A 25,402-nucleotide genomic window follows, 5' to 3' on the forward strand; every position below is an offset into this window, starting at 1 on the left:
TGAGTATACTTGAGTGTTTTACTCAAGTATCTACATTTTACGCTGCAATCTTGCGATGTGCTAATGATTTTTATGCTTTTATTTGTTATTTTATCCCTGATCATTAAATTTGGATTTATTATGTCTTTTTATCGCGCTATTGCTTTCTTTGTACTATTACTACTACCTACTTGTTTTGTTGGAGCTCAACCTGTACAAGCCTACTTACCTAAACAAGCTACTTTTAACGGTGAAATACCTTTACCAAGTGAGACGTTAGGTTTTGAGATTGGCTCTCGGCATGTAAGACATGATCAATTAACGCAATATTTTAAAACATTAGCGCAACATGCAAATCGTATAAATATTACCTCAATTGGTCGTACAGCACAGCTGCGAGAACAAATATTAGTTACCATTTCTAGTCCTGAAAACTTAACTAATTTAGACACTATTCTTGCTAAAAGACGGATACCTTATCAAAATAAAAAGGCATCAACCACAGATGAACCTTTGGTTATTTGGCTTGGTTATAGCGTTCATGGTGATGAACTTAGTGGCGCAAATGCCGCCATGGTTGTCGCGTATTATTTAGCGGCAAGCGAAGATAAAAATATTGAAGATCTACTGCAAAATACCATCATAGTATTAGAGCCGAGTATTAATCCTGACGGGATGGACCGGTTTGTGAATTGGGCTAATACCTATCGTGGTTCTGCAAATAATGGTGATCCAGAACATATTGAGCACCATCAAGGTTGGGTTAGCGGGAGAACGAATCACTTCTGGTTTGATCTTAATCGTGATTGGTTATTGTTAACGCAGAAAGAAAGCGAGCATAGACTAGAATATTTTCATCAATATCAACCTCATGTTTTAGGTGATTATCATGAAATGGGGGCCAACAGCAGTTATTTCTTTCAGCCAGGTATTCCCAGTAGAACAAATCCGTTAACACCCAAACAAAATATATCACTCACTAAAGCATTAGCAAAATATCATGCCAAAGCGTTAGATCAAGCGCAGCGCCTATATTATAGTGAAGAAAGTTATGATGATTTTTATTATGGTAAAGGTTCTACCTACCCTGATATTAACGGAAGTATTGGCATATTATTCGAACAAGCCGCTCGTGGTATGCAACAGAACACAATTAATGGTTTACTCACCTTTGAATATGGCATTCAAAATCATGTATTAACATCGCTTTCAACGATTGAAGGAGCATGGGACAACCGTAATGAGCTTAAAGCATATCGAAAGCAGTTCTACCAACAAGCGATATCTCAAGCCAAAAAAGAGCAATTTGATGGTTACTTGTTTAGCGAACCTCAGGATCCTTACCGTTTAAATGCGCTACTAAAAAAATTAACACAGCATCATATTAACGTGTATCAGTTAAGTGATAATTTTAATTATAAAGGTAAAAATTATAATAAAGACACTAGTTATTATGTGCCGTTAGAGCAGAATCAATATCGATTAATACAAGCATTATTTGAACAGAAAACAGATTTTCCAGATAATACTTTTTATGATGTGTCAGGTTGGACTATGCCGTTGGCCATGAATATTGATGTTCAAGCACTCGACAGTACTTGGGGACTATCGCTAGCTAAAAAACCTTGGTCGACTAAAGAGATAACACGGGTAAGCAAAATAACTACCCAAAGCACTGACTACGCCTATGCTTTTGAATGGCATCATTTTTTAGCACCTAAATTATTAAATCAATTACAAAGTAAAAATATCAAAACTAAAGTGGCAACTCAACGTTTTGTAAGCCAGGTTAACGATCAAAATAGAACATTTTCTCGGGGAACTATTCTTATTCCTGCAAGCATTCAGGTAGCCCAAAACTGGCGTGAAAATTTAGCCGAGCTAGCAGAAAATACCAACATAGAACTGTTCACCATCAATAGCGGATTAACCGGCGAAGGAATTGATCTTGGTAGCCATTCATTTCAGCCCGTAAAACAACCTAAGGTATTGTTATTAGGTGGGAATAAAATTTCTCAGTATGAAGTCCGGCGAAATTCGTTACTATCTTGATGAAACATTACAAATCCCCGTGAGTGTTGTTGAGCATTCTCGATTAGCCAATGTAGAGTTAGCGAATTATAGTCATTTGATATTAGTTGATGGTGATTACGGCCAATTGTCTGATGGTAATATTAGCCAATTAAAACATTGGTTAAAGCAGGGAGGTACTGTGTTTGCACAAAAACGAGCAGCTAAGTGGTTGGCAAAAGAAGATATACTATTTGTTAATTTTATTGATAAAAAACAGATAGACAATTTATTTGATAGCCAACAGCTTAGTTATCAAGATAAAAAGAAACTGAGTGCTAGGAAGCGTATCGCGGGTGCTATTTTTGCAACAACCCTTGATACCTCGCATCCACTTGCTTTTGGTTATGCCAACAATACACTCCCATTATTTAGAAATAGCACATTAATGATGAATACTGGACCGCAATCGTTTGTTACTGTGGCATCTTACAATTCGGAACCCTTACTCAGTGGCTATGCAGATAAAAATTTAGTGAATCTTTTGGCCTATAACGCAGCACTTGTTGCCCATAATTATGGTAAAGGACGTGTTATTGCAACAACAGATGTATTAGCATTTCGAGGTTATTGGTTAGGTAGCGCGAAGTTATTGGCGAATAGTTTGTTTTTTGCTGATACCTTCAGCGCCACCATAAAATAAGATTCTAACAAATCACGTAAGTAGACAAGTTTTTACTTACGTAGCACATTAATTTTTTGTTTCCGGTAATGATAAGCAAATTGTCGCTACAGTCACAGTACGTACATCAGCACGTTTTAATATTTTGCTGATTTCATTAGTTGTACTACCTGTCGTTAACACATCATCTACCAATAAAACATGTTTTGTATTACGAGGTAGTGCTTTTACTAGCATAAAAGCATCGACTAAGTTATTTCTTCTTTGCTTACCCGATTGCCCAACTTGGCTGTTATTATTCTTAACGCGAGCTAAAGCTGTTCTATCATAGGGAATTTGTAAATGATGAGCCAACGGCTTTGCCAGTAAATGTGCTTGGTTAAAGCCACGAATTTGCCATTTTCTAGGATGAAGAGGCACACTAAGCATGAGGTCAAAAGGTAATGCGTACTTTTCGAAAGACTCTTGTGTGAATAACTGCGCTAACAATGTAGATAATAACGACGCGAGCTCAAACCGGCCCTGGTATTTAAGTTGAGGCAACCATTGGGTAAACGGGGGTAAGTAAGGAGAAAGAGACACTAAATGGTCAAAATTGATGTTGGGTAGCGCCTTATTGATTGATGGCCAATTAAGTAGGTCACCTTGAACGATTGCTTGTTTGAAAAGGGGTAAATCAGCAAAGCAGGATGAACACACTAAGGTTTGTTGAGGCAAGATGCAGTTATTTAAGTTATTACCACATAAATCACATTGACCCAACGACAACAAAAGTTTGTTATATAAGGTTTGAATTTTTTTTTGCCAATCGACTGTTTGCCATGTCATTGTTATCATCCATTTTGTAAAATAAGCGTAATTTATTTATTCTCCAAGAAATTAGCATGGCAGAAACGCTCAATATTTCCAGTTCTTCTGATTTTCAGTCTGTAGCAATGGGTCAGAAACCTCTTTTAGTTTTACTTCATGGTTGGGGATTAAATTCAGCCGTGTGGCAGCCGCTTATTGCAAGTTTACCCCAAAATTTTACTGACAGATTTAATATAGTTACTGTCGATTTACCAGGTTTTGGGACTAATGTAAGTAAAGTGGTTAGCCCTTATACGCTAGCAAATATTTGTCAGAGTATTTCTGCAACTATTCACCGACCTGCCATTTACTTAGGTTGGTCATTGGGTGGCTTAATTGCTACTGAGATGGCGCTATCCCATCCTGAAAAAGTGCTCGGCTTTGATCACGGTGGCAAGCTCTCCTCGTTTTCTTGAAGATAAAACGCAATGTGACGAAAATAGTCAATTAAGTTGGCCGGGTATTAAGCCAAGCGTACTCACGGCTTTTCATCAACAATTACACGTGGATATACAAAAAACGATAACCGGCTTTTTAAAAATTCAAGCAATGGGGAGTCCGCATATTCGCCAAGATATAAAACTTATTAGTGAGTTAGTGTTTCAGCATAAAATGGCAAGTAAGGCGACACTTGATCAATCATTACAGTTATTAGAAAGCAGTGATTATAGAGAAAAGCTGCAATTGATCACTCAACCTTTTTTCCGAATGTATGGTAATGCAGACAGTTTAGTACCTAAATCGATAATAGAAAAAGTAAACAAACTTGCGCAGCAAAGTGATGTTTATATTTTTAAACAAGCTTCTCATGCTCCATTTATTTCGCATGCTGATGATTTTAAAGCGATACTGATTAACTGGCTTTTGAAGACGTTTTAAAACAAGGTGTTTTAAGGGTTTAGCTTTACTTTTTCATGTTTTTGTTTAATAATTAAACAGTAGAGGGTGTAGTAAACGTAAGGAGGATTTATGGAAATCCAATCAGCTTTTAATTCCGGTGTACAAGGTTTTCAAAACGCAACAGAAACGGCAAACCAAGCTGCGGCAAATATAGTCGCTGAAACTACTGTGCCAGAGGCTAACACCCTCAATGCAGCCTCTGCTAGCAGTGAGAACAAAATACCTGATCTTAATCAGTCAATTGTTGACTTGAAAGTGGCAGAGTATCAAGCGAAGGCTTCTGTTGAAGTCATTAAAACAGCGGATGATACTTTAGGTACGTTACTTGATGTAACGGCGTAAGTTGCTGAACAAAATAAGTCGTCAAAATTAGCTGAGTTTTAACTGAGTATGAGTATTAACTTAAGTCTTTACTGAGTATTAGTTTAGTTATGAACATTACCCCGCAAGTGCCTAATTTATCTATTCCAACCGTGCTTAATCCGCACACGGAAAGCTTGCGCCGTGAAAATAACCAACGAGAAATAATCACCCAACCGACCGCTACTAGCCAATCAGCAGCAGAAAAAGGGGTCGCTTCTGATCGTGAACGTAGCAGAACACCCGCTCAAAATAATGCCAATATAGATTTTGTAAGTATTAAAGAACAAGCAGAATTAGCTAATAGTAGTATCGCAGAACAAAAACAAGATCAAAGCGGTCAGCACAATGACCACTCACACAGCCAAAATAATCAAGAAGAGAATGACGATCGAGAAGTTAGCGCGATTAATGGAACCGCAGACACAACAGAAAATAACAATTCAGTTAATGGTGACACTCAAACTAGCGCTCAAGCAGTTGAACAAGAACGGATTATTAGTGAGCTTAAACAAAGAGATCAAGAAGTTCGAGCGCATGAGGCAGCTCATGCTGCTGTAGGTGGTTCGGTTACGGGCTCACCTAACTTGTCGTATGAAAATGGTCCTGATGGAAAAAGGTATGCAGTAGATGGGGAAGTTGCCGTAGACTTATCGCCAGTGAATGGTGACCCCCGTGCAACTATCGCTAAAATGAAGAAAGTGCACGCTGCCGCCTTGGCACCAATGAATCCTTCATCACAAGATACACAGGTGGCAAGTACAGCGACACAAGTTATTCTTCAAGCGCAAGCCGAATTATTATCTGAATTGGGTAGCGTAAAAAGCGAGGAACAAGGTCGTGTTGATAAAAGTGAAACGGCTTCAACCACCAAAAGCTTTTCTGCAGAGAATGACAATAATTCTGCACACGAATATGACGTGTTAATGAACAAAACGCTTAACAACCAAGATGAAGTGTTAGCAGAACAACCAGATGTTTTTGTGCAACGTGCCTTAAGAATTGAAAGTTTTTATGCGGGCATAACCCAAGCATATGAAAAACCACCGAGTAATAATTTTGAACTAACTGCTTAGTATTGTTATAGGAAGGTATAAAATAATAAAGCCTGCAAGTTGCAGGCTTTATTAGTTTTAACCTTTAGTGAAAGGTCTAAAGATAAAGTAAATAACCTGAGCTCAGGTTAAATACCGTAATCTTGACGATATTGAGTAATGCGATCTAGGCTAGTGGCCAATTCAGCATTATCTGCTTGCTTTTCTTTAAGGAAAGTCACAACGTCCGCCAATGTTACAATTGAAATAACATGAGTAGAAAAGTCACGTTCCACTTCTTGAATAGCAGATAACTCACCTTGGCCCTTTTCTTGTCGGTCTAAGGCAATTAATACACCAGAAAGTTCAGCATTATGCGCTTTAATTATTTCCATCGATTCACGAATTGCGGTACCGGTAATAACATCATCAACTAACATCACTTTGCCTTTAAGATCGGCACCAACTAAAGAGCCCCCTTCGCCATGCGTTTTAGCTTCTTTGCGGTTAAAGCAATAGGGTACATCTAAATTATATTGATCAAATAAAGCGACTGTTGTCGTTGTGGCAATGGGAATGCCTTTATAAGCAGGGCCAAATACTAGGTCAAAATCAACTTTTGCATCAACTAAAGCGGCGGCATAAAAACGGCCTAGGCGCGCTAAATCACCACCAGTTTTAAATAAACCTGCGTTAAAAAAATAAGGACTAGTACGGCCAGACTTTAAAGTAAATTCACCAAAGCGTAATACTTGTTTTTCTAAAGCAAACTCAATAAATTCACGTTGATAATCTTTCATTGTTTTCTTTCCTACTTAGATTAAAGCGGTTTTTTGCAATTCAAATAATTCGTTAATACTGTTTTTAGCAAGCGCTAGCATTGCATGCATTTCATCGAAACTAAACGGCTCTTCTTCGGCAGTACCTTGTATTTCAATTAATTTACCCGTGTCTGTCATTACTACGTTCATATCGGTTTCTGCATTAGAATCTTCAGCGTAATCTAAATCAGATACTGGCTCACCTTTGTAAACACCCACTGAAACTGCAGCAATCATGTACTTAAGTGGATTTGTTTTAATGATATCTTTTGCGCGCATATAATTAAGGGCGTCAACTAAGGCCACACAGGCACCCGTAATAGAGGCTGTACGCGTTCCACCGTCAGCTTGAATAACATCACAATCTACAGAAATGGTATTCTCACCTAAAGCTTTTAAATCAACAGCACCACGTAAAGCACGAGCAATTAAGCGAGAGATTTCTAATGTGCGTCCACTTTGTTTACCATTGGCAGCTTCACGACGCATACGAGTATGAGTTGAGCGAGGTAGCATACCGTATTCGGCAGTAACCCAACCTTTACCTTGGCCTTTTAAAAAACGCGGTACACCTTCTTCAACTGAGGCAGTACAAATAACTTTGGTTTCACCAAATTCAATTAATACTGAACCTTCAGCATGGCTAGTAAATTGGCGAGTGATGGTGACAGGGCGAATTTGCCCTAATGTTCTGCCGCTTGGACGCATGATGTCTTCCTAAAATGAAAAATAGAGTAAATATGCGGGCATTATAATGCAGCAAGCAATAATTTGAAATATAGTTAGCTAAAACTAGGTCTGGTTATTTATATACATGCTTAATTGTTATTGTTGAAACAACGTTGGAATAAAATGAAATTATTATTAACCCTTATCCTTACAGCATTGTTGGCGATGTTTATTTCACCAGTAATGGCTAAAAACAGTTTAGAATCACCAAAGAACAATTTGTCCCAGTTCAATTTACCCGAATTTAATTTACCGGCGTACAGTAAAGTTTATGACGATCAACGAAACCCCTTTAACGATGCAACTGCCGCACTTGCTTTAGCAAAAGCAACAAATCGTCAGGTGTTAATCGAAGTGGGTGGCAATTGGTGCAGTTGGTGCCATAAAATGGATACCTTTTTAAGCCATAATCCCGATGTTTATCAAACACTGCACATGAACTTTGTTTTACTTAAGATTAATGTTAGCGATAGCAATGAAAATGCAGATTTCATGAAAGCACTACCACCTGTTTTAGGCTATCCACATATGTATGTATCGAGTGCAAACGGCAAAATGCTGTTATCAAAAGATACCGCTGAATTATTAGCGGGCACTGACTATTCCAGAGAGTATTGGCTGACATTTTTAAACCAATGGTCGGTAGAAAATTACTTGCTTACTGAGCAAGCCACGTTAACTCAACAAAAACTGGGGAGCTATAGCGTGTTATTCATTAAATCATTTTTCGATAAAAACTATCAAACACCAGACTTCATTAATAAAAAACAACAATCTCGTCGTCATTTATTAAAATCAGCGGTCGGAATGGGAGCAGTTTCTGCGTTAGCAACGTTTCATCTAAGTGCTAAACAACAAGAGTCATTCGTGCTATTAAATAAAAAAGACCCATGGCTAACACTTGATGCGACCTTAAATCACCTGTTACCTGAGTCAACAACAGGACCAAGTGCTATAGATATCAATGCCACGGCGTACTTATATCAAGTGATGACAGTTCAGCCAACAGAGCAAGAAGAAAAAGACTTTATTCTCAAAGGGGTTGGTTGGCTTAATAGTTATGCAAAGAGTGAAAAAAGCCAAACATTTTCGGCGCTTTCATTTCATGACAAAGAGCAACTACTTCAAGGCATAAGTCAATCAAGAGCAGGGCGTAATTGGTTGAATACTCTTTTGGGCTATATTTTCCAAGCTATGCTAGCACCACCTGCTTATGGTGGAAATCCTAAAGGTGTGGGGTGGCAATGGCTTGAACATAAAGCCGGTTTTCCGTTACCCGAAAAAGGCCAACGGTATTTTGAACTCCCACCGCGCGCTAATATTATAAAACTTACCCGCTTAAATTATCAGGATAATGAATCATGAGTTTTGATATTTGTATTATCGGCAGTGGCGCAGGTGCTTCTCCAATTGCTTATCGTATGGCACAGGCCGGCGCTAAAGTATTGGTGTTAGAGAAAGGTCCTTGGTTAACAGAAAAAGAATTTTTTAAAGATGAGTTAACTGTCAGCCTTCACGACGCATACAACCCTAAATTGGCTGATGAACAGCACGTTATTGAAGAAGAATACGAAGATGCGGACGGCAATAGTTTTTGGCAAGGTCAACCAACGAGTGAATCAGGTTGGAGTTTGGTGGAACGGTAATGTCGTTGGTGGCTCATCTAATTTTATGAGCGGTTACTTTCATCGCTTAAAGCCTATTGATTTTCGATTAAAGTCAGAATTTGGCGAAATTAGCGGTGCCAATATTGTAGACTGGCCAATTAGTTATAGTGAACTAGAGCCATATTATGCCATGGTAGAGAAAGAGGTGGGTGTATCGGGACGTGTTGTTGAACATCCTCACCAAGAGCCACGTTCAAGCAACTTCCCTTATCCTCCCGTTGCCGAATTACCCGTGTCATCATGGATAGATAAGGCTGCAGATAGTATAGGCTATCATGCTATTCCTGTACCTAGAGCTATTTTGTCACAACCAGATATGGGTCGTAAAAGCTGCGAATATTCAGGTTATTGTAGTAGTTATGGTTGTTCTTCCGGTGCAAAAGGCAGTGGTCGGGCAGCACTACTTAATCATGCGGTGGCTAGCGGTAATTGTACCATTAAGCCTAATTCAAAAGTGTATAAAATCGCCACTGATAAAGCGGGGAAAATAACCAGTGTGCATTATTATGATCAAGTAGGTAGAAAACAACAGGTTCAGGCTAAAATTTACGTTGTTGCTTGTCAGGCGGTAGAAACTTCACGATTACTACTAGCCTCCACAGGCGAAAAATTTCCTAACGGACTCGCCAATAATAATGGACAAGTTGGAAAAAATTTACTGTTTAGTGGCGGTGGCACAGGGCAAGGCGATTTTATTTTTTCGGAATTAAGCGAAGAAAAAGCGAATGCATTAAAACAGGTAGGTCCTTTTATTAATCGAGCGTTACAAGATTGGTATCAAATTAATGATCAGCAATTTGTTCAACAGATGTCAAAAAGTAATAGTGGTATTAGCCAAGACGGTCGCGCTAAAGGTGGCACTATAGATTTTCTTTTTCATCAAAACCCGATTGCCAGAGCAAGAGGCAACCAATGGCAGTATGATGAAAATGACAACGAAAAATTAGTGTGGGGTGAACAACTAAAGCACGCATTAAAACATGAATTTACTAGTTATAAAACGTTACGTTTTGAAGTGTTTAATGACTGGCTTCCTACTGATGATTGTTATGTGAGTTTAGATGATGAAGTAACCGACCAATGGGGTGACCCTGTTGCCAAAGTACGTATAGGCTATCATAACCACGATTTAGCTGTGGGTGAATACCTTGCTAAAAAAGGCGAAAAGCTACTGAGTGCGTTAGGGGCAAAAAATATCTCATCATCGGTTAGTGGTGCACCCTCAACTAACTTAATGGTGGCGGTTGTCGTTTTGGCAATGATCCCAAAACCTCTGTACTCAACAAAAACTGCCAAGCACATGAAGTCGATAATCTTTTTGTTACTGATGGTTCATTCATGCCAACGGGCGGCAGTGTACCGTACACATTTACCATTTATGCTAATGCTTTTAGAGTGGCAGATATTATCAAATCAAAATGGGAAAAATCAGTGAATAGCTGATAACTAATAGCTAATAGTTAATATGAACGCACTAAATTAGAATAAAATGACTATTGTGATACTTCTGTGAGGAAGTATCACAATGGATCCGTAATAATCAGCTTATGAATAACTGATAACAAGTCATAACCTTGTTATATCCTTTTATAAATTTAAGGCGATTACCTATGAAAAATATAGTTATTATAGTACTAAGCTGTTTTTTATTTGCCTGTGGCGGCGGATCTGGCGGAAGTTCAAGTAACGATAGTGTTGCTATTAATTCACCTACAACACCCTCTACACCAGAATCTACCCCTGAATCGCCTCAACAATTTACGGGTACATTTGTAGACGCGCCAGTAGCAGGCTTAAGGTACGCTACAGAAACACAAAGCGGTGTTACTAATAGTCAAGGTGAGTTCAATTATTTAGCCAATGAAAAAGTCACTTTCTCGATTGGTAGTATTACTTTTCCTACAATAGATGCTGCTAGTGTGATTACGCCACTTAATTTGTTTAACACAAACGATATTAATAATAGTTTAGTGGTGAATGTATTAAGGCTGTTACAAAGTTTAGATCTAGATGGTATTGCCGGCAATGGCATTCAAATTCCTACTCTAGTTCACGAGCTAACAAGCGGTATAACGGTTGACGTTTCGTCAGATTTATTTGAACAACAAATAGATAGCTTGTTAACCCTAGCAACCACCTTAAATTTAACGTTAGTTTCAGCCGACGAAGCCATTTACCACTTTCAACAAACCCTTGAAGCCCTTAATGGGGAAGCTATGGGCAACTGCGCTAAAACTCATCGTAACGTGGGATGGAGTGGGAATTTCAATACCTTAGCTCACAACGTTTCTGGTAAAGCGACTCTCATTGATGATTGCACTATACGTATTAGTGAATTTTATTATGACGGTGGTGGGCCTGAAGTGTATATTTATCCGGCAAGGATCATAATTATGGCGATGATAGTGCCTTTGCTGTAAGTCAGCGTATTAACGGTACATTTTATGATAATACTAGCTTAACGTTAACCTTGCCCAATGGTAAAACCTTCGATGATTTCACTGGTTTAAGTGTCTGGTGTGTTGATTTTTCGGCTAATTTTGGCCAAATGGAATTCACACCCTAACTATTTCCACTGTTGTGTCGCGTGTATGTCTGGATAGATTTGCTCTGCTCAGGCATAATCTAACCATGATTTATTAATTGGACTTTTACATATGATCCACAGTATGACTGCTTTTGCACGTCACGAAATAAAAGGTGATTGGGGCAATGCTGTTTGGGAAATACGCTCAGTTAACCAACGTTTTTTAGAAACTTACTTTCGTTTACCTGAACAGTTTCGTGGCATAGAGCCTGTTTTACGTGAGCGCTTTCGTAAGCAGCTTAATCGCGGCAAAGTAGAATGTAATTTACGTTTTAATGCTAATGCAGCAAACAAAAATGAGTTAGCACTTAACGAAAAACTCGCACTACAACTAATTCAGCATGCCAACTGGATTAACGAACAAACACTCAACAGCCAAATAAGCCCGCTTGATGTTATGCGTTGGCCGGGTGTTATGGAATCAGCAGAAGAAGATATGTCAGCAATACAAGCTGAACTACTTGCGGCTTTGATGCCGCACTTACTGATTTTATTGCCGCGCGCGCAAGTGAAGGTGAAAACCTTAAAGCTATGATTGAGCAACGTCTTGACGCAATAGCGCTTGAAGCCGATAAAGTACAAGCACACATGCCAGAAGTGATCGCGTGGCAACGTAATCGTATTATTGAAAAATTCACCGATGCTAAAATTGATTTAGACTCAGGCCGTGTTGAACAAGAATTAGTACTGCTTGCGCAAAAAATGGATGTTGCCGAAGAACTCGACAGATTAAACAGCCACGTGAGTGAAACCAGAAAAATTCTCAAAAAAGGTGGCGCACAAGGTCGTCGTTTAGACTTTATGATGCAAGAATTTAACCGCGAAGCTAACACATTGGGCTCAAAATCAATTAACACCGACGTAACCGCTAGTGCAGTAGAATTAAAAGTGTTAATAGAGCAGATGAGAGAACAGATCGCTAATATAGAGTAAAAATAAAGGTATTTAGCGGTTAAAAATTGCCATTATATTTAAGAAAAGCCTCGATTATCGAGGCTTTGTTGTTCTTAGTGTTTGAGTACTGTTTATTGATATCTTACATCAGTAAAGGCAGCCAAAACATGCATAAAAACTCAAAGTGCTAGAAAATATTTTGGTGCTATTAGTTTTCATTACTCAGTTTAGACTAGTAACCGCCACTTTTATTACTGTAGCCTAAGTTCTAAGGATAGATGTGCTATAAAAGCTACGTTAGGTAAAATAAAGTGAGTTATATTTACTTCCTTTGATCTCTCGGATAAAATATCAACAAATATTCAGCAAGGATAGCAAATGAATAAACGCAGAAAACGCACATCTCTTTCTCGCCCTCGTTTTATCTTGTTATTACTTATTCCATGTCTGCTTGCTTTTCCTATTATAAGTCAATGAGTTGATATGTTTGGTTGGTTTAAAAAACAAGACGTATTTTTATGTTCTGAAGTCAATGGCATAGTTACCGAAAATGGTGAACCTGTTGCTAGTATTGAGATTAAACGTTCGTTAATGTATATCGATGGCAAAGATCATATAGACACAGCTATTACGGATAATAAAGGGCATTTTTATTTTCCGCAAAAGAGTATTCGCTCTTCCATTCCGAGCAAACCTTTTTCAGAAGACAGGGTATCGCAACACATTACTATTGATCGTGACGGAGCCCCCATTCCCCTTTGGATAGCAACTCCTCGGGACTATAAAGAAGTGCCAGAATTTACTAAAAAGCTCACTTTTTTGAATTGCGAATTAACCAATAAACGCGTGAGTTTTCAGTTCAAAAATAACAAGAATAAGCACCTTAACCATACAGCCTCTAGCATTTGCCGTTGGGATGAGGATTATATACCAATTTGGTTACATATTGATAATGAAACAAAATACCGCATCCATGATGGTAATTTTAATAAACTAACAGAGCAAGGCACAGGGAAGGCAGTTAAATTATGAATGGAGTAATATCACTTGACACTGCAGCGAGCGTTGCTGATAGAGTCTATGACATCAGAAAATCGACAAGCTATAACGTGTCGATTCTATCAACATAGACTCTTTTCATTACGAGCCAGTAAGTGTTTATTGTCATTGTAAACACTATAGTGTCTATATTGGCATTTTTTTAGTTATTTTGGATACTATTATGTCTGTCTTGCTCGGTATGACTCTGTTAGGTAAAAGGTGTATTTTTATTTTGATTATTCAAAATAGCGGATTAATTTTAAAGTGCCCAGATGTCGAATTTCTTATCCCAATATAAACATAACAATAGTTTAGCTTTAGTGACGTTATGCTTACTATAATGTTTATAGTGCTTGAGCACTTCGCTTTGGTATTTTTAATCAGCACAGGTAGCAAAACATATATAAAAAAATAAAATTTTATACACGTATTGATTAAATGTATAAAAAACAGCTTATATGTTGTTTTTCCATAAAACAGTCTATATACTGTTTTTTATCAATACAGCCTATACATTGTTTTTGGTGGTTAACGTGCACTACACAATAAATACCCTAGATCAAATCAAACCTATATTAGTCGGATTTAGAAAAACGAATAACCTTTCCCAAAAAAGCGGCCGAAAAACTTGGTATTAGCCGGCAAAGCTATCAAGCCCTCGAAAGTGCGCCACAAAAAGTAACAATAGAACGCTTATTCAAAGTGCTTTCTATTTTAGGTGTTAAATTACAGTTTATAGATCATACAAAACCGTTAACCCAACGTTTGACTAATCAAGAGCAACATCAGGATGAATGGTAATGGCAAAACTTAAGGCAAGGTCATTAACCATTTGGATGAACGCAGAGCTTGTTGGCTATTTGCGCACCTTTAAGGTGTTTGTTTTTTATACACCCACTCAACGTCACCAAACACCTGTATATTTTCTAATTGATTCAATGTGGTGAGTTTGATTGAGTCAAAAAATCGACGTTGTGGCACGTTTGTTATTGGAGTTTGCAAGGTTAACGGCCTACCTAACTCAAATAAATAATAAAGCTCATCTGAGCTAGACGCTGTGCCAGACTGCTGTTCAGTAATGGCATAACGGGGCAATAAACTTACCTGTTTAACTGGCCAAAGCTTGGTTATTTCTTTGAAATGTGAATCTTGTTTTGAGGTAGAAGCCGGCGCTAAATAACGAATTTCTTCAACAACATGCATACCAACGTTGGCATGAAGAGTGTCAATTGGTGCTTGTTTAGTGTGATACCACTGCGCAGTGCCTTGCTCAAAACCATTAAAGTATTCATCGTTACGTCCTTTTTGAGCACCTAACGCAATAGTCATGGTTAAGTCAGGATAAAGTACCTGCTTCATGCCGTGATAAGGAATACGTGCTGCTTCTTGTACGTATAGCTGCTCAGCCATATTACTTTTTCCATACGTAACTGATTGCAATGAGCTATTACCTATTTGTTCTTCTAGAAAATTAAACAACCATGTATGGCCGTTTTGTTGATTAGATAGATCTTCTTCGCTTGGTAATAAAGCAAATGCACCAATACCTATTTCATTAATAGCATCTGCATAAGGGTTAGCTTCAGCTTCTTGATCAAAATAACCAGGATAAAGCGCGAAAGCACCAAAGACAGGGCGGCTTTTACTGCACTGTTTTACATCACCCGTAACATCATCCGTAACATCATTCTTACTCGGTTTTTCATTTTTTGCTGACAAATGAATCAAAGCATCTCGATAGCGATGCATTTGGTTTATCGCATCGTCAGGCACATGGTCTGTAACATCAGTGTCTGTATCGTCAAAACGATTTTGATCACTTTTAATACGGTATTTTGCATCAAATAACCAAATAAATTGCTTCTGCTTTTGCTCAACACTGACAGCAGGTATTGTCACCTCTAATACAATATCGGGCACTTGATTAACCATATAAGTGCGTATAGGGTTTGATTTTTTACCAAACCTTGGTTCATGGGCTAATCTTGCTGTTACACCATCATTACGCTCAAAATGAAAGGCGCATTTTAATCCATCTTTAAATTGGTACTCTAAAAATTCATTTTGCGTAAGTACCACTTTTTTTGATGTTTGCTCAAAACCAAGCTGCTCTAGAATTTGCTTAATACACAAAAAACACCAGATTTCATAAATATCAGCCACTGACTTAATCGACAAGCTAGACTGATCACCAAATACGTCTAAATAGAATTTCAACTCTTGCCATACGCGATATACCGCGCTGTAGCCCGTTTTTTGCTGCAATACCAACGACTCACGATTAAGCCCTGCATACTTGCCAACCTCTTTAATAAAGCTTTGATCTAACACTTTTTGTAGTGGTTTTTGCCAATTGTTCAGCTCATTTAAAAATGCAACTGATAATTTTTGCTTATCAGGTACTTGGTTACTCAGCCGTAAACGTTGTTCTAGGCTCGCCAATTGTTGTTTACTTTTCGTTACCGCCATTTTAATAAAACGGTTTTCAAAAGTATCAACACTTAGCTGTTTTTTATCAATACGGTAATGTTTATCAAATTGACCATTAGCAAAATCTTGCTTAACGCGCTCGCCTAATTTATAGGGAACACGCCCTTTTAATTTGGCTACTTTAACGTGTGCAACTTTTGGTTGTAAACGGCTATGTGGTGCTTGGCAAATAACTTTTAAGCCCTGCTCAAAACGCGTTCGCAATTGGCTAAAATTTGCCAACCACATTAATGGAAAGTTACCGCGAGTATTACCTTTGCTAGCATCTTGTTCTGTTTTTTCAACTAAGCTGAAACGCCACAACGGAAAAGTGTGATCAATGGTTTGATACATAACGGGTAAGTCTTGATGCAGTGCCATTTTGGTCGGTAATATTTCAAAAGACGTATTTTGAATAACATTGTTAACAGTGCTGTTGCCGACACATTGATACGACAAAGGTAGGCGAATCCAACCAACATTATTACCCGTATTGATGCTACCTGTGAGGCGGGCATTTATGCCTTCTTCGCTAGGACTAAAGATAAAAGATTCACACACACTTTGAGAGCGATGAGTCAATTGTGCAGATTCGACCGCTTTTAAAAATATCCACTCAAACTGATACAGCGTATTTTCAAAAAAAAGCGGCTCAAGTAAAGTTATTTGATTATTGTTTATCAGTTGGTGTTCAGTAAGATTTAAGCTCACTTGCCCGTCAGCATAAACGCTAGGTCTTTCAGTAAGCGTTAATGGCGGCATTAACTTAACACTATATTCTTCACTTGCGCTACGGCGATTAAGCAAGGTTTGTGCTAATACCTGTTGCCTTTTTTCAATAGAGGCGGCCTTAACAGTAAAAAGATAATCTGCTGTTTTTATTCGTAATAGTTCAGGCATTATTTACGGTTCCTTGTATAAGCTCAGCGCTTAAGGCCAGAAACTAGTGAAGCTTGCATTACTTAAACGTGTTTGCATCCACGTTATTTTAGCTTTGCTGCGACAGCCTATGCGAATCACTTTGGCAGCATCATCTGCACCCTCTTTTTGCTCACGGAACAAATCAGGACGAGCCGTAGCAGACTCTTTTTCTTGGTGCCAAATATCACTAAGTTGATCTTCTGCTAATACTTTCTCAAGCTGTTCTATTAAGGATGGTTCGTTGCCTAACTTATCTATATCGCCTTCAATGCGCGGTAATACCTTACACATTAAAAAATCATCCCAAACAGCTTTAAGTGTTGGTTCATCTTGTGGATTGGCACTAATAACAGCCAACAACAATTCATTTAAGGCACGATACGCTAATTGAAATGGGGTATTGGCGAGTACTTCGTTAACCGCAGTAAGAAAATTAATACTTCGTTGCTTGACACTATCCACGGTATTAGTTAGATGTTCTTTTTTAGCGTGCGAATAAATTGGGAATCTTAAAGTTTTATCTTTGTTTTCAGGGCTGAAAAATTGATTGTAATCATTCGGGAAAAATTCACCAAAATCAAAAGTAAGCGCGCGATCAATTACTTTACGTGAAAAACCATGCGTGGTTTCATCCATGTTTACCGTACCCGCCACCATTAAGTTAAACGGAATACTTAAGCCGAATTTGCAAATAAGCGACCATAAGCCGTCATACTTTGATTCTTCAAAACCAAGGCTATTACGTAGTTGTGTGTTATACGCTGTATCAATATTCCCATCTTTGTCTTTAAGTGATAAAACTGAAGGTTTTAATAGCGGATCACAGCGGTAAGTAAACAAATCATCGTTCCAACACCATTCTCGGGTTTCAAGTACTGATAAATAATCGGCAAAATACTGTTCAACTGGCGCAAGGTTCATTTCATCTAAACATAACCAATAAGGTAACAAGCCGTTAAGTGACTCGCCATCACCATTTACGACCAAGCATTTGCCTTGTTCATCAATATTTTGCGCAGTAATTGTTAAACCACTGTCGGCAATACCGCGCCACGCTTTACCGATAAATTGCAATACATCGGTAGTAACGTATTCGGCATTACCTTTTAATCTTGAGATATAGCCTAATAAATCACTGGGTTCATGCCAATCGGGTCTTACTGAGGTTAAGCAATAAGTTTTATTAAACTGGTTTGTTGCTTTTGCTTGTTCACGTACAAAACGCGTTTTACCTGTGCCTGAAATACCCGAGGAGGAGGAAAGGTTTGGACAAGTAACTTATACCTGAAGAATTAAAATTCCTATTATTATTTTGCTGCTGCGAATCTAGTACTGTTTGGGTTACTAAGTTATTCGTTTTTCCTCTAGTGGGAAATAAATCTAAAAGTTTCCCATATGCGCTATCAGCGTCAGTGATAGATAAGAATATCTCATCTCCCTTTCTAAAAAAGCAACCTATTTTTCCAGGCTTTATGTCTGAATTTGAAGTCTCATCACCAATATGTTTTTTTAATATTGGGCCTGTTAAAGATAACCGGTGCTCAGATTTAGATGGTGGTTTACCGTATGTTAAATCAACTTGTTCGCCGCTTGAAATGTATGTTAAGTGAATAGTTTCACTTATATCAGGATTAACGCTAAAATCTCTATTGGGGAAAAAAATAACCCTAGCATCAACAGGAACAAGACAAAACCCACCTGCACCTCGAAGACCTAACTCATTACTATTGAAGCGATGAATCCATACTAATTCAGACATTTTTAATTTCCTTTTATAATATTTTACTTAATGCTTTTGCTACTTTCATTGCAAATAGCGGAGGAACAGCATTCCCGATCATTTTGTATCCTGCGCCATTTCCACCTAAAAATTCAAAATCATCATCAAAAGTTTGCAGTCGTGCCGCTTCCCTTACCGTAATACTTCTTGCTTGTTCGGGATCTGGATGAATATGTCTCAAACCATCTTTATAGAGATGGGCGGGTATTGTATTGCTTGGTAAGTCAGCACGAAGAACGTGATATTTGTGAACTGCCGATATTTTCCCTGTTTTTTCTGTATAAAGTGCCTTTAAAGCATCAGCATGTATATATTTATTTTGTTTAGTTTTTATATCCATTGCCAATAACTTAAATATCTCTACATCTCTCAGGTTATGATAGCGAGGTTCATGACAGGTAAGATCTTTAATATTTTCTTTTTTGTGAACAAAATGAGAACGACGCTTCTCAGGCTCCTTGAGCGGATATATTTTTGGGAGTCCCCGGAGTGCATTTTCAACTGTAGATTTTTCAATAACTTTAAAGCTATTTAAATGATTATAAAACTCTTTCATTTTACTTTCACAATTAGAAAAATCTGATTTTTTTAAAGCTATAATAATCAACCTTAATCGCTTTTGAGGTATGCCAAAATCAGATGTGTCGAATAAAGCATCTGCCTTTAAGTTGGTCGTTATATAATAACCACCGCATTAAATGCTCCCGTAACCCTATCAACAATTGAAACTCCACCAGGACTGGCACTTAACATACCCTGAACATTTTCAAAAATACATACTTTAGGTTGAAATGTCTTCACCACATTTATGTAAGACTCAAATAAATAATTACGATAATCATCATGCATGCCATTCTTATCGCGAATTCTTCCTGCTACTGAATATGCTTGGCAAGGTGGTCCGCCAATCACAACATCAACAGTTGCGTTACCAACTAGCTGTTTAAGTCCAACGGAAGAAGTATAGCCATCAAGATCTTCAAAACCATTGATTAATTCATTAATTTTTTGTATGTCAAAATGTATAATACGTTCTTCTGCATCTTGGTAGTGCCATTTATCCTTTAATCGTTTTCTTAGCGTTTGTACTGCATTTTTATCCCACTCAACCCCTGCAAGCATATTAAAAAATTGTGTTTGTTTAAAACCATCAGTTAAACCGCCACATCCGGCAAATAAATCAATAGTATTAAACATTATTGTTCTCTTGCTGAATTATCTGCCGGCCTAAAGCAAACCCAAGCAGTGGTGGTACAGCATTACCTATCTGCTTATACTGTTGAGTTTTTGGGCCTACAAATTCAAATATATCGGGAAATGACTGTAACCTCGCATTTTCTCTCGCTGATGGAACTCGATCCCACTTATAATGAAAATGATTACGATGTCCTGTATCAATAGTCTTTGATGGTTTTTTGCTATGGTATCTTGTCCAGGCTTCATTAAATTTACGGGAATCTCCGACTCCAGGAGGTAAATCTTTATGGTTGCCACCTTCAGGAACTTGCTTGATCACAGAAACAACAAGATCTGTATGTTTTGTCCCTACATGGTTCATTAGTAATTTTGCACCTTTTCTCATTTTGCGTTGATATTCGCTTTGAGGTGGGTTCTGATACTCGGACTTCTCCGCTCCTAAGTCATTAAGTAAACTAGGTAAATCACTAATCGCTTGCTCACAAGTAATGTATGTATCTGATGAGTGACTATGTTCAGGAAACGTGAATGTGTTTTCACCTAAAACACCCACGAAGAACATTCTTTTTCTAATTTGCGGAATGCCATAATCAGGCGCATACATTAGTTTTTCTGATGCTGCATATCCAAGCCTTTTAAACTCATCTAAAATGGCTGTTCGGGCACGACCATTATATAAATTAGCAATACCTGGAACATTCTCTATGACTATATATTTGGGTTTTAGACGCTCGGCAAGTTTAAATACTGAGTAAAATAACTTATTACGTATATCATTTTCATTGCGAGATCCTGTCAAAGAAAAGCCTTGGCAAGGCGGTCCTGCGACAATAACTTCTACCTTACGCTTCTTAATTACCTCAACAATAACATCAATACTCTCTGGTTCTGATAAATCTAGCTGTAAAGGAGCTGCGTGTGGGTGATTATGTGTAAATGTTTTCAAGGCAGGGGCATCTATATCAACTCCTGTAATACATTCAAATCCTGCCAATTCAAAACCATATGACAAGCCTCCGCAACCAGAGAATAAATCAACTAAATATTTTTTATCTTTCATTACTTATTATTACTACTAAAATTCTTGATGAAAAGTTTTTGGGTACTATGTTTTTCACATTCAGTCGCCCAATTAATATGTCTTTGTTTGATTACTTAGCGTTCTCGACACATTAGCTATCGATTTAAGCGCGTTAAGCTAAATGAAGCATGGTATCAACTGGTGATAAATGAGCAAGTTAATTTAATAATCTTTACTGTTTGCGTTCAACCGAACAGCTAGTATGATTTTTAATTAGTGATGTTTCTCAAGCGAGTTGTTGAGTTGCTAAAATGCGTGTTTAGCAACTGAATCCATTTCTAATGTCTCATCGAATAAGTCATTAGCCTGTTGTGTCACCAACGCTTTTAATTCTTTAATAATCAATAAGCTTAGCTTATCCAACGTAAACTCATCAAAATTTATGTTATCTATTGTCTTTATGATAAGCGTTGATAAATTTGCTGTTCTTTTCTTCAAAAAACTAAATGAGATACCTGCTTCATCAGCAAGTGATAATAAATCGTAGGCGGTGATGCTCGTAATATTAAAATTATCGCCAATTGCCATTGCTAATGAGGTATCTATTTTTTGGTTTTTGGTTGCTTCATAGGTGACAGAAACAAGATCATAAAATGGCGTGATAGTTATCCCGCTAGCGCCGACAAAAAAGCTAACATTTTTACCGTGGGCATCACTATTGCCAATAATTAAGTTAAATATCATCCAATCGATTAGGCTTTGTATCGCTGTGGCCGGAACTGAGCACGTTTTGGCGAATTCATATATTTTATTAAAGCTCACACCATCTCGAATATGCTGAACATGCTCACCGCCAAAGTTGTGTTCATATTTATATTCAGGAGGCATATCTAATGCTTGGCATGCATCAATGATATGGCGCTTTTTAACCCTTGTCGGTGTAATTTTTCTGTCAAACCGTTCAACAATCAAAGTATCATGTTCGCCAAGTTTTCTGTAGGAAACATTAGCGACTTTTAAACCAACCTTTTTAGCTAATTTCATACAGAATAGCTCATTGACCACAATAGTTTTGTACTTTTGGGAAGCAAACTTTAAAATGTGTGTACTTGAGTAATTTCCGTTTGCCAACATGAATTTATTATTGGAATTGATCAATACATTCAACTTATTTTGAACCCCGCCGACAGATAAACGATACTTTCCATCCCAAGTGATCAATGCTTGAATATTATTTGACGATAGCTTTTGAATTAACTCTTGTTCTTTAACTTCACGAAGTATTGTTTCTTCCTCTTGATATTTAATATCAGAAAAAGACAAAATTCCCGCAGTGTCCATGCCTATTGTAATAAGAATTGCGTATAAATTATTTTTGGATAGATTTTGACTTGCTAATAAAAGATCAAAAGCATCCCCCTCTGGAAATAAATTTCTCAAGAAGTTAATAACTGTTTGGGAAGATAGTTCCGTATCAAATGGAATGCACGGTGAAATAGGAAATCGATTGGCTTTCCAAAAATCATCATACAAAAAAGTGCATTTTCCCGATTCAATAAACGCGAGCGTACCAACTTTTTCAGATTGACTAAATATGGATATTGAAGGAAATGAACTAGAGCCACTCATCATCTATCTCCTTCTTATCTAAAGCACTTTGATTTTCAAACCATAGTGATATTCCTAATTGGGTCAAAACTTTAAATAAGGTGACTAGTTTTACTGAATCCATGCCTAATTCAATGTTATTGAGGGCTTGTTTTGATACACCACACAGGCTAGCTGCATTTTCAATCGTCATATCTAAAGACGTTCTTTTGAATCGAACAAACTCTCCTAACCGTACCATATTGACGGGAAGATCATTGTTCGGTGCTTTTGTCGCAATTATACGTTTTGCCATAATTATTAATCCTATTTAAGTAGGATTAATATATAGCATAATGTGCAGCTAGGCAATAATCCTGATAAAGTAGGATTATACAGTGTTTCAAAGTATATTGATATTAAATCCTATTACCATAGGATTTAATGATAAGACTTTAATGTATTTGAAAGTCTTAGTATTAGCTGTTCAGCATTTATTTGCACTAAAAAACACCATATGTCACACTTTTGTGCGCATTAAAGTGTGAATATATTACATTTTATTGCGCATTAAAGTGTTGTTTACTATACTCTGTTACTATAATTTTATTTGTTTATACGGTGGTTAACGTGAAGCGGCTATTACTTGATAAATTAATATCGTGGAAAAATCAAAGCAATCGTAAGCCTATTTTACTTGATGGCGCGCGGCAAACAGGAAAGTCATTTCTCTTAGAGCAGATATTTGGCGAGCACTTCGAACAAGTTATTCGTTTAGATTTTTTAGAACAGCCCGCACTAGTGGATCTTTTTGATGGTTCTTTAAATCCACAAGATATCCTAGATAATATCGAACTTGAATTCAACACGAGTATTGATAGAAGCAAGGCGTTGATTATTTTTGATGAAATTGGTGAGTGCCAAACAGCAATTAACTCGTTAAAGTTTTTTTCTGAGCAATGTGCCGATATGTTTATATGTGCATCAGGCTCTAACATTGGCTTATTAGGCTCTTTCCCTGTGGGAAAAGTAGAACTTCTCGAGCTTTATCCGCTTACGTTTGAAGAGTTTTTGTGGGCATCAAAACAAACCTCGTTGATTAAAGCATTTGAGCAAACCAAAATGACGGCAGTAGTGCATAATAAGTTATTTAGTTTGTTGCTTGATTATTATTATGTTGGGGGAATGCCAGAAGCAGTAAACGTATGGTTTGAAAGTGAGGGCGATACGGGTATTTTAGAAAGAACGCAATTAGTTGATCAAATACATACATCATTGATAGTCGGCTATGAGCGTGATTTTGGTAAGTATTTTGACAAGGGTACAGACAAAATAGTAGCCCAACATATAGAGGCTGTATTTAATAATATACCCATTCAATTATCACGAAATATTGATGACTCAGTTAAGCGTTTTAAATTTAAAGATGTTATTCATAAAAAAACAAGATATCAAGAGTTGGCAGGACCAATTAATTGGCTAGATAAATGTAAGTTACTGTCTAAATGTCATCCTATTGATTGTCAGCCAAGCTCGCCGCTACCTACCTTAGCTAAAAAAAATATCTTTAAGCTGTTTCTATTTGATATAGGCTTGCTAGGTAACATGCTAGGCCTTACTTACAGAGAACACAGAGATCAGGGTTTTAACTATAAAGGTTATATCGCTGAAAACTTTGTGCAAAATGAGCTTGTTGCAAAGTATGGCAACCCAACCTATTCGTGGGAATATGCTCGCAGTGAAATAGAATTCTTGTTTAAACAGGATAATGGTAATATTTATCCAATAGAAGTAAAAAGTGGTAAAAGAACGCGAGCTAAATCCCTTGATGTTTATAAACAGCGCTACCAACCAGAGAAAACAATAAAACTAATCGGCTCTAGGGGCTCATTAGAAAATTCAAATGCTATAGTGCTACCACTATACTATGTGAGTAAAATAGAAGAATTTTTAGGGAGATAATTTATGCGTTCGTGTAAAAAAATTTTATTCTGTTCAATGCTCTGTTTTATATTTGGTTAAGTGGCGGCTTAAAACAATGTTCGATAAAAGAATTTCAAAATACCTAGTAAAAATAGAATGCGGTGAAGCGATTAATTTTGCTAAGTTTTTAGCATTGTTGCCTGAAAATTTACAGGATGAAGTACGAAATCATGCCAGAGTAAAACGCCAAAAAGGCGGTTTGTCTGTGGTGACTCTTAGCTGTGATGAAATTAAGACGAAGTTAGCACAGTTAACTATTGAACCTAAAAACCGTGTTGAAGCTACCACCCAAGGAAATTCACACAAAGTAACCACTTCCACCAGTTTTTTATTGGCATACCATGAAAAGTCTAGCTCAATTCACCCTGAAACGGTTATTATGAGCAAAACGGGAACGCATTGTTTGTTTAAGCCTAAATCGCAGGCACTGATTGTTGAAAATGCCGAGCTTTTTTTTGCTAAAACTCAGTTGTTTGCTCAATTAAAACGCATTTTTGGTTTGCAGATATCATTGGAAACCACTGATCTAATCTATGGCTCAGGCAATCAAGTAACCCACAATTTAAATAAAAACTTTTTAAGTGAATACCAGTCTGTTTTATGCTTTTTTGATTATGATCTGGGTGGTTTAAAAATATTTAAAGCCTTAAAGAATATGTTAGGAAACAAAGTGACATTTTTAGAACCAACATCAGATACCATGAAGCGATATTTCAAAAAAAAACCTGCCAATAAAACCCAATATCTTAAGGCATTGGCGCAGGCAAAAGCCTTAAATTTAATGGCATTGCATTCACTTTTACTGTCAGAAACCGCTTTTATGGAACAAGAAGCTATATTAGCTTTTGATTAGGAAATTACACCATGTCACATCAGTTCAATTTTGTCCTT

At 37.4% G+C, this 25,402-nt stretch carries 25 protein-coding genes and 3 pseudogenes; 17 read left to right on the plus strand and 11 right to left on the minus strand.

What is annotated here, in order from left to right; genetic code table 11:
- Positions 1–120: 120 nt before the first annotated feature.
- Positions 121–2,031, plus strand: a complete 1,911-nt coding sequence (locus L3081_RS03790) for a M14 family zinc carboxypeptidase (RefSeq protein WP_242283614.1) — start codon at positions 121–123, stop codon at positions 2,029–2,031.
- The gene (locus tag L3081_RS03795; RefSeq protein ID WP_242283615.1) at positions 2,000–2,692 is read left to right on the plus strand and encodes a hypothetical protein; all 693 of its coding nucleotides are present in this window, start codon (positions 2,000–2,002) and stop codon (positions 2,690–2,692) included. Before L3081_RS03790 ends, L3081_RS03795 begins: the two co-directional genes overlap by 32 nt.
- Positions 2,693–2,740: 48 nt before the next feature.
- Here the strand turns inward: L3081_RS03795 and L3081_RS03800 are convergent, their stop codons facing one another.
- The gene (locus L3081_RS03800) at positions 2,741–3,499 is read right to left on the minus strand and encodes a ComF family protein (RefSeq protein ID WP_242283616.1); all 759 of its coding nucleotides are present in this window, start codon (positions 3,497–3,499) and stop codon (positions 2,741–2,743) included.
- Positions 3,500–3,555: 56 nt separating this feature from the next.
- Here L3081_RS03800 and L3081_RS03805 point away from each other — a divergent pair, with 56 nt between their 5' ends.
- The 4 genes from L3081_RS03805 (at position 3,556) to L3081_RS03820 (ending at position 5,856) form a co-directional block, all read left to right on the plus strand.
- Entirely contained in the window at positions 3,556–3,936 is a 381-nt protein-coding gene (locus L3081_RS03805) for an alpha/beta fold hydrolase (RefSeq protein ID WP_242283617.1), read from the plus strand.
- Positions 3,902–4,399: an alpha/beta hydrolase family protein gene (locus L3081_RS03810; RefSeq protein ID WP_242283618.1), complete on the plus strand. Its 498-nt coding sequence runs from the start codon at positions 3,902–3,904 to the stop codon at positions 4,397–4,399. The genes L3081_RS03805 and L3081_RS03810 overlap by 35 nt, the downstream gene beginning before the upstream one ends.
- 90 nt (positions 4,400–4,489) lie before the next feature.
- On the plus strand, positions 4,490–4,762 hold the full coding sequence (locus tag L3081_RS03815) for a hypothetical protein (RefSeq protein WP_242283619.1): 273 nt from the start codon (positions 4,490–4,492) through the stop codon (positions 4,760–4,762).
- 89 nt (positions 4,763–4,851) lie between these two features.
- Positions 4,852–5,856: a putative metalloprotease CJM1_0395 family protein gene (locus L3081_RS03820; protein WP_242283620.1), complete on the plus strand. Its 1,005-nt coding sequence runs from the start codon at positions 4,852–4,854 to the stop codon at positions 5,854–5,856.
- Between the two features lie 107 nt (positions 5,857–5,963).
- On the opposite strand, the gene pyrE is transcribed toward L3081_RS03820, so the two are convergent.
- Both pyrE and rph read right to left on the minus strand, forming a co-directional pair.
- Positions 5,964–6,614, minus strand: coding sequence for an orotate phosphoribosyltransferase (pyrE, locus tag L3081_RS03825; protein ID WP_242283621.1), 651 nt, complete (start codon positions 6,612–6,614; stop codon positions 5,964–5,966).
- A gap of 15 nt (positions 6,615–6,629) precedes the next feature.
- Entirely contained in the window at positions 6,630–7,343 is a 714-nt protein-coding gene (gene rph, locus L3081_RS03830; protein ID WP_242283622.1) for a ribonuclease PH, read from the minus strand.
- Between the two features lie 144 nt (positions 7,344–7,487).
- On the opposite strand from rph, the gene L3081_RS03835 reads away from it, so the two are divergent.
- The 9 genes and pseudogenes from L3081_RS03835 to L3081_RS28900 all read left to right on the plus strand — a co-directional run bounded on the left by L3081_RS03835 (position 7,488) and on the right by L3081_RS28900 (position 14,354).
- On the plus strand, positions 7,488–8,729 hold the full coding sequence (locus tag L3081_RS03835; RefSeq protein ID WP_242283623.1) for a gluconate 2-dehydrogenase subunit 3 family protein: 1,242 nt from the start codon (positions 7,488–7,490) through the stop codon (positions 8,727–8,729).
- A complete protein-coding gene (locus L3081_RS03840) occupies positions 8,726–9,010 on the plus strand; it encodes an NAD(P)-binding protein (RefSeq protein ID WP_242283624.1) in 285 nt (94 codons plus the stop codon). Before L3081_RS03835 ends, L3081_RS03840 begins: the two co-directional genes overlap by 4 nt.
- Positions 9,011–9,161: 151 nt before the next feature.
- A pseudogene (locus L3081_RS03845) lies at positions 9,162–9,629 on the plus strand (GMC family oxidoreductase N-terminal domain-containing protein); the annotation flags it as partial.
- Between the two features lie 701 nt (positions 9,630–10,330).
- Positions 10,331–10,474: pseudogene (locus L3081_RS03850) on the plus strand (GMC oxidoreductase); the annotation flags it as partial.
- 167 nt (positions 10,475–10,641) lie between these two features.
- Positions 10,642–11,451 (plus strand): DM13 domain-containing protein, encoded by an 810-nt coding sequence (locus L3081_RS26340; protein WP_274620315.1) that lies wholly within the window; start codon positions 10,642–10,644, stop codon positions 11,449–11,451.
- An 8-nt stretch (positions 11,452–11,459) separates the two neighbouring features.
- Entirely contained in the window at positions 11,460–11,597 is a 138-nt protein-coding gene (locus tag L3081_RS28895) for a DM13 domain-containing protein (protein ID WP_420839713.1), read from the plus strand.
- A 91-nt stretch (positions 11,598–11,688) separates the two neighbouring features.
- Positions 11,689–12,551, plus strand: a pseudogene (locus tag L3081_RS03860) (YicC/YloC family endoribonuclease).
- 444 nt (positions 12,552–12,995) lie between these two features.
- Positions 12,996–13,544, plus strand: coding sequence for a DUF6795 domain-containing protein (locus L3081_RS03865; RefSeq protein WP_242283625.1), 549 nt, complete (start codon positions 12,996–12,998; stop codon positions 13,542–13,544).
- 606 nt (positions 13,545–14,150) lie between these two features.
- Positions 14,151–14,354, plus strand: coding sequence for a helix-turn-helix domain-containing protein (locus L3081_RS28900; RefSeq protein ID WP_420839714.1), 204 nt, complete (start codon positions 14,151–14,153; stop codon positions 14,352–14,354).
- A gap of 69 nt (positions 14,355–14,423) precedes the next feature.
- Here the strand turns inward: L3081_RS28900 and L3081_RS03870 are convergent, their stop codons facing one another.
- From L3081_RS03870 to L3081_RS03900, 8 genes are all read right to left on the minus strand, one after another.
- Positions 14,424–16,922 (minus strand): DUF2357 domain-containing protein, encoded by a 2,499-nt coding sequence (locus L3081_RS03870; RefSeq protein ID WP_242283626.1) that lies wholly within the window; start codon positions 16,920–16,922, stop codon positions 14,424–14,426.
- A gap of 30 nt (positions 16,923–16,952) precedes the next feature.
- On the minus strand, positions 16,953–18,017 hold the full coding sequence (locus L3081_RS03875) for a hypothetical protein (protein ID WP_242283627.1): 1,065 nt from the start codon (positions 18,015–18,017) through the stop codon (positions 16,953–16,955).
- 154 nt (positions 18,018–18,171) lie between these two features.
- Positions 18,172–18,702 carry a hypothetical protein gene (locus L3081_RS03880; protein WP_242283629.1) on the minus strand — a complete coding sequence of 177 codons (531 nt, stop codon included), beginning with the start codon at positions 18,700–18,702 and terminating at the stop codon, positions 18,172–18,174.
- A gap of 13 nt (positions 18,703–18,715) precedes the next feature.
- On the minus strand, positions 18,716–19,402 hold the full coding sequence (locus L3081_RS26345) for a DNA cytosine methyltransferase (RefSeq protein WP_338027252.1): 687 nt from the start codon (positions 19,400–19,402) through the stop codon (positions 18,716–18,718).
- Positions 19,399–19,920, minus strand: a complete 522-nt coding sequence (locus L3081_RS26350; RefSeq protein ID WP_274620316.1) for a DNA cytosine methyltransferase — start codon at positions 19,918–19,920, stop codon at positions 19,399–19,401. The genes L3081_RS26345 and L3081_RS26350 overlap by 4 nt, the downstream gene beginning before the upstream one ends.
- Positions 19,913–20,980 carry a DNA cytosine methyltransferase gene (locus L3081_RS03890; RefSeq protein WP_274620317.1) on the minus strand — a complete coding sequence of 356 codons (1,068 nt, stop codon included), beginning with the start codon at positions 20,978–20,980 and terminating at the stop codon, positions 19,913–19,915. Before L3081_RS03890 ends, L3081_RS26350 begins: the two co-directional genes overlap by 8 nt.
- 267 nt (positions 20,981–21,247) lie before the next feature.
- On the minus strand, positions 21,248–22,570 hold the full coding sequence (locus L3081_RS03895) for a HipA domain-containing protein (protein WP_242283633.1): 1,323 nt from the start codon (positions 22,568–22,570) through the stop codon (positions 21,248–21,250).
- Complete coding sequence (locus L3081_RS03900; protein ID WP_242283635.1) at positions 22,557–22,844, minus strand: helix-turn-helix domain-containing protein; 288 nt, start codon at positions 22,842–22,844, stop codon at positions 22,557–22,559. Before L3081_RS03900 ends, L3081_RS03895 begins: the two co-directional genes overlap by 14 nt.
- 314 nt (positions 22,845–23,158) lie before the next feature.
- On the opposite strand from L3081_RS03900, the gene L3081_RS03905 reads away from it, so the two are divergent.
- The gene (locus L3081_RS03905; protein WP_242283636.1) at positions 23,159–24,490 is read left to right on the plus strand and encodes an ATP-binding protein; all 1,332 of its coding nucleotides are present in this window, start codon (positions 23,159–23,161) and stop codon (positions 24,488–24,490) included.
- Between the two features lie 76 nt (positions 24,491–24,566).
- Positions 24,567–25,364, plus strand: a complete 798-nt coding sequence (locus tag L3081_RS03910; protein WP_242283637.1) for a Wadjet anti-phage system protein JetD domain-containing protein — start codon at positions 24,567–24,569, stop codon at positions 25,362–25,364.
- Positions 25,365–25,402: the final 38 nt, after the last annotated feature.

It is taken from the genome of Colwellia maritima (genome assembly GCF_022669015.1).
GTDB lineage: Bacteria > Pseudomonadota > Gammaproteobacteria > Enterobacterales > Alteromonadaceae > Colwellia > Colwellia maritima.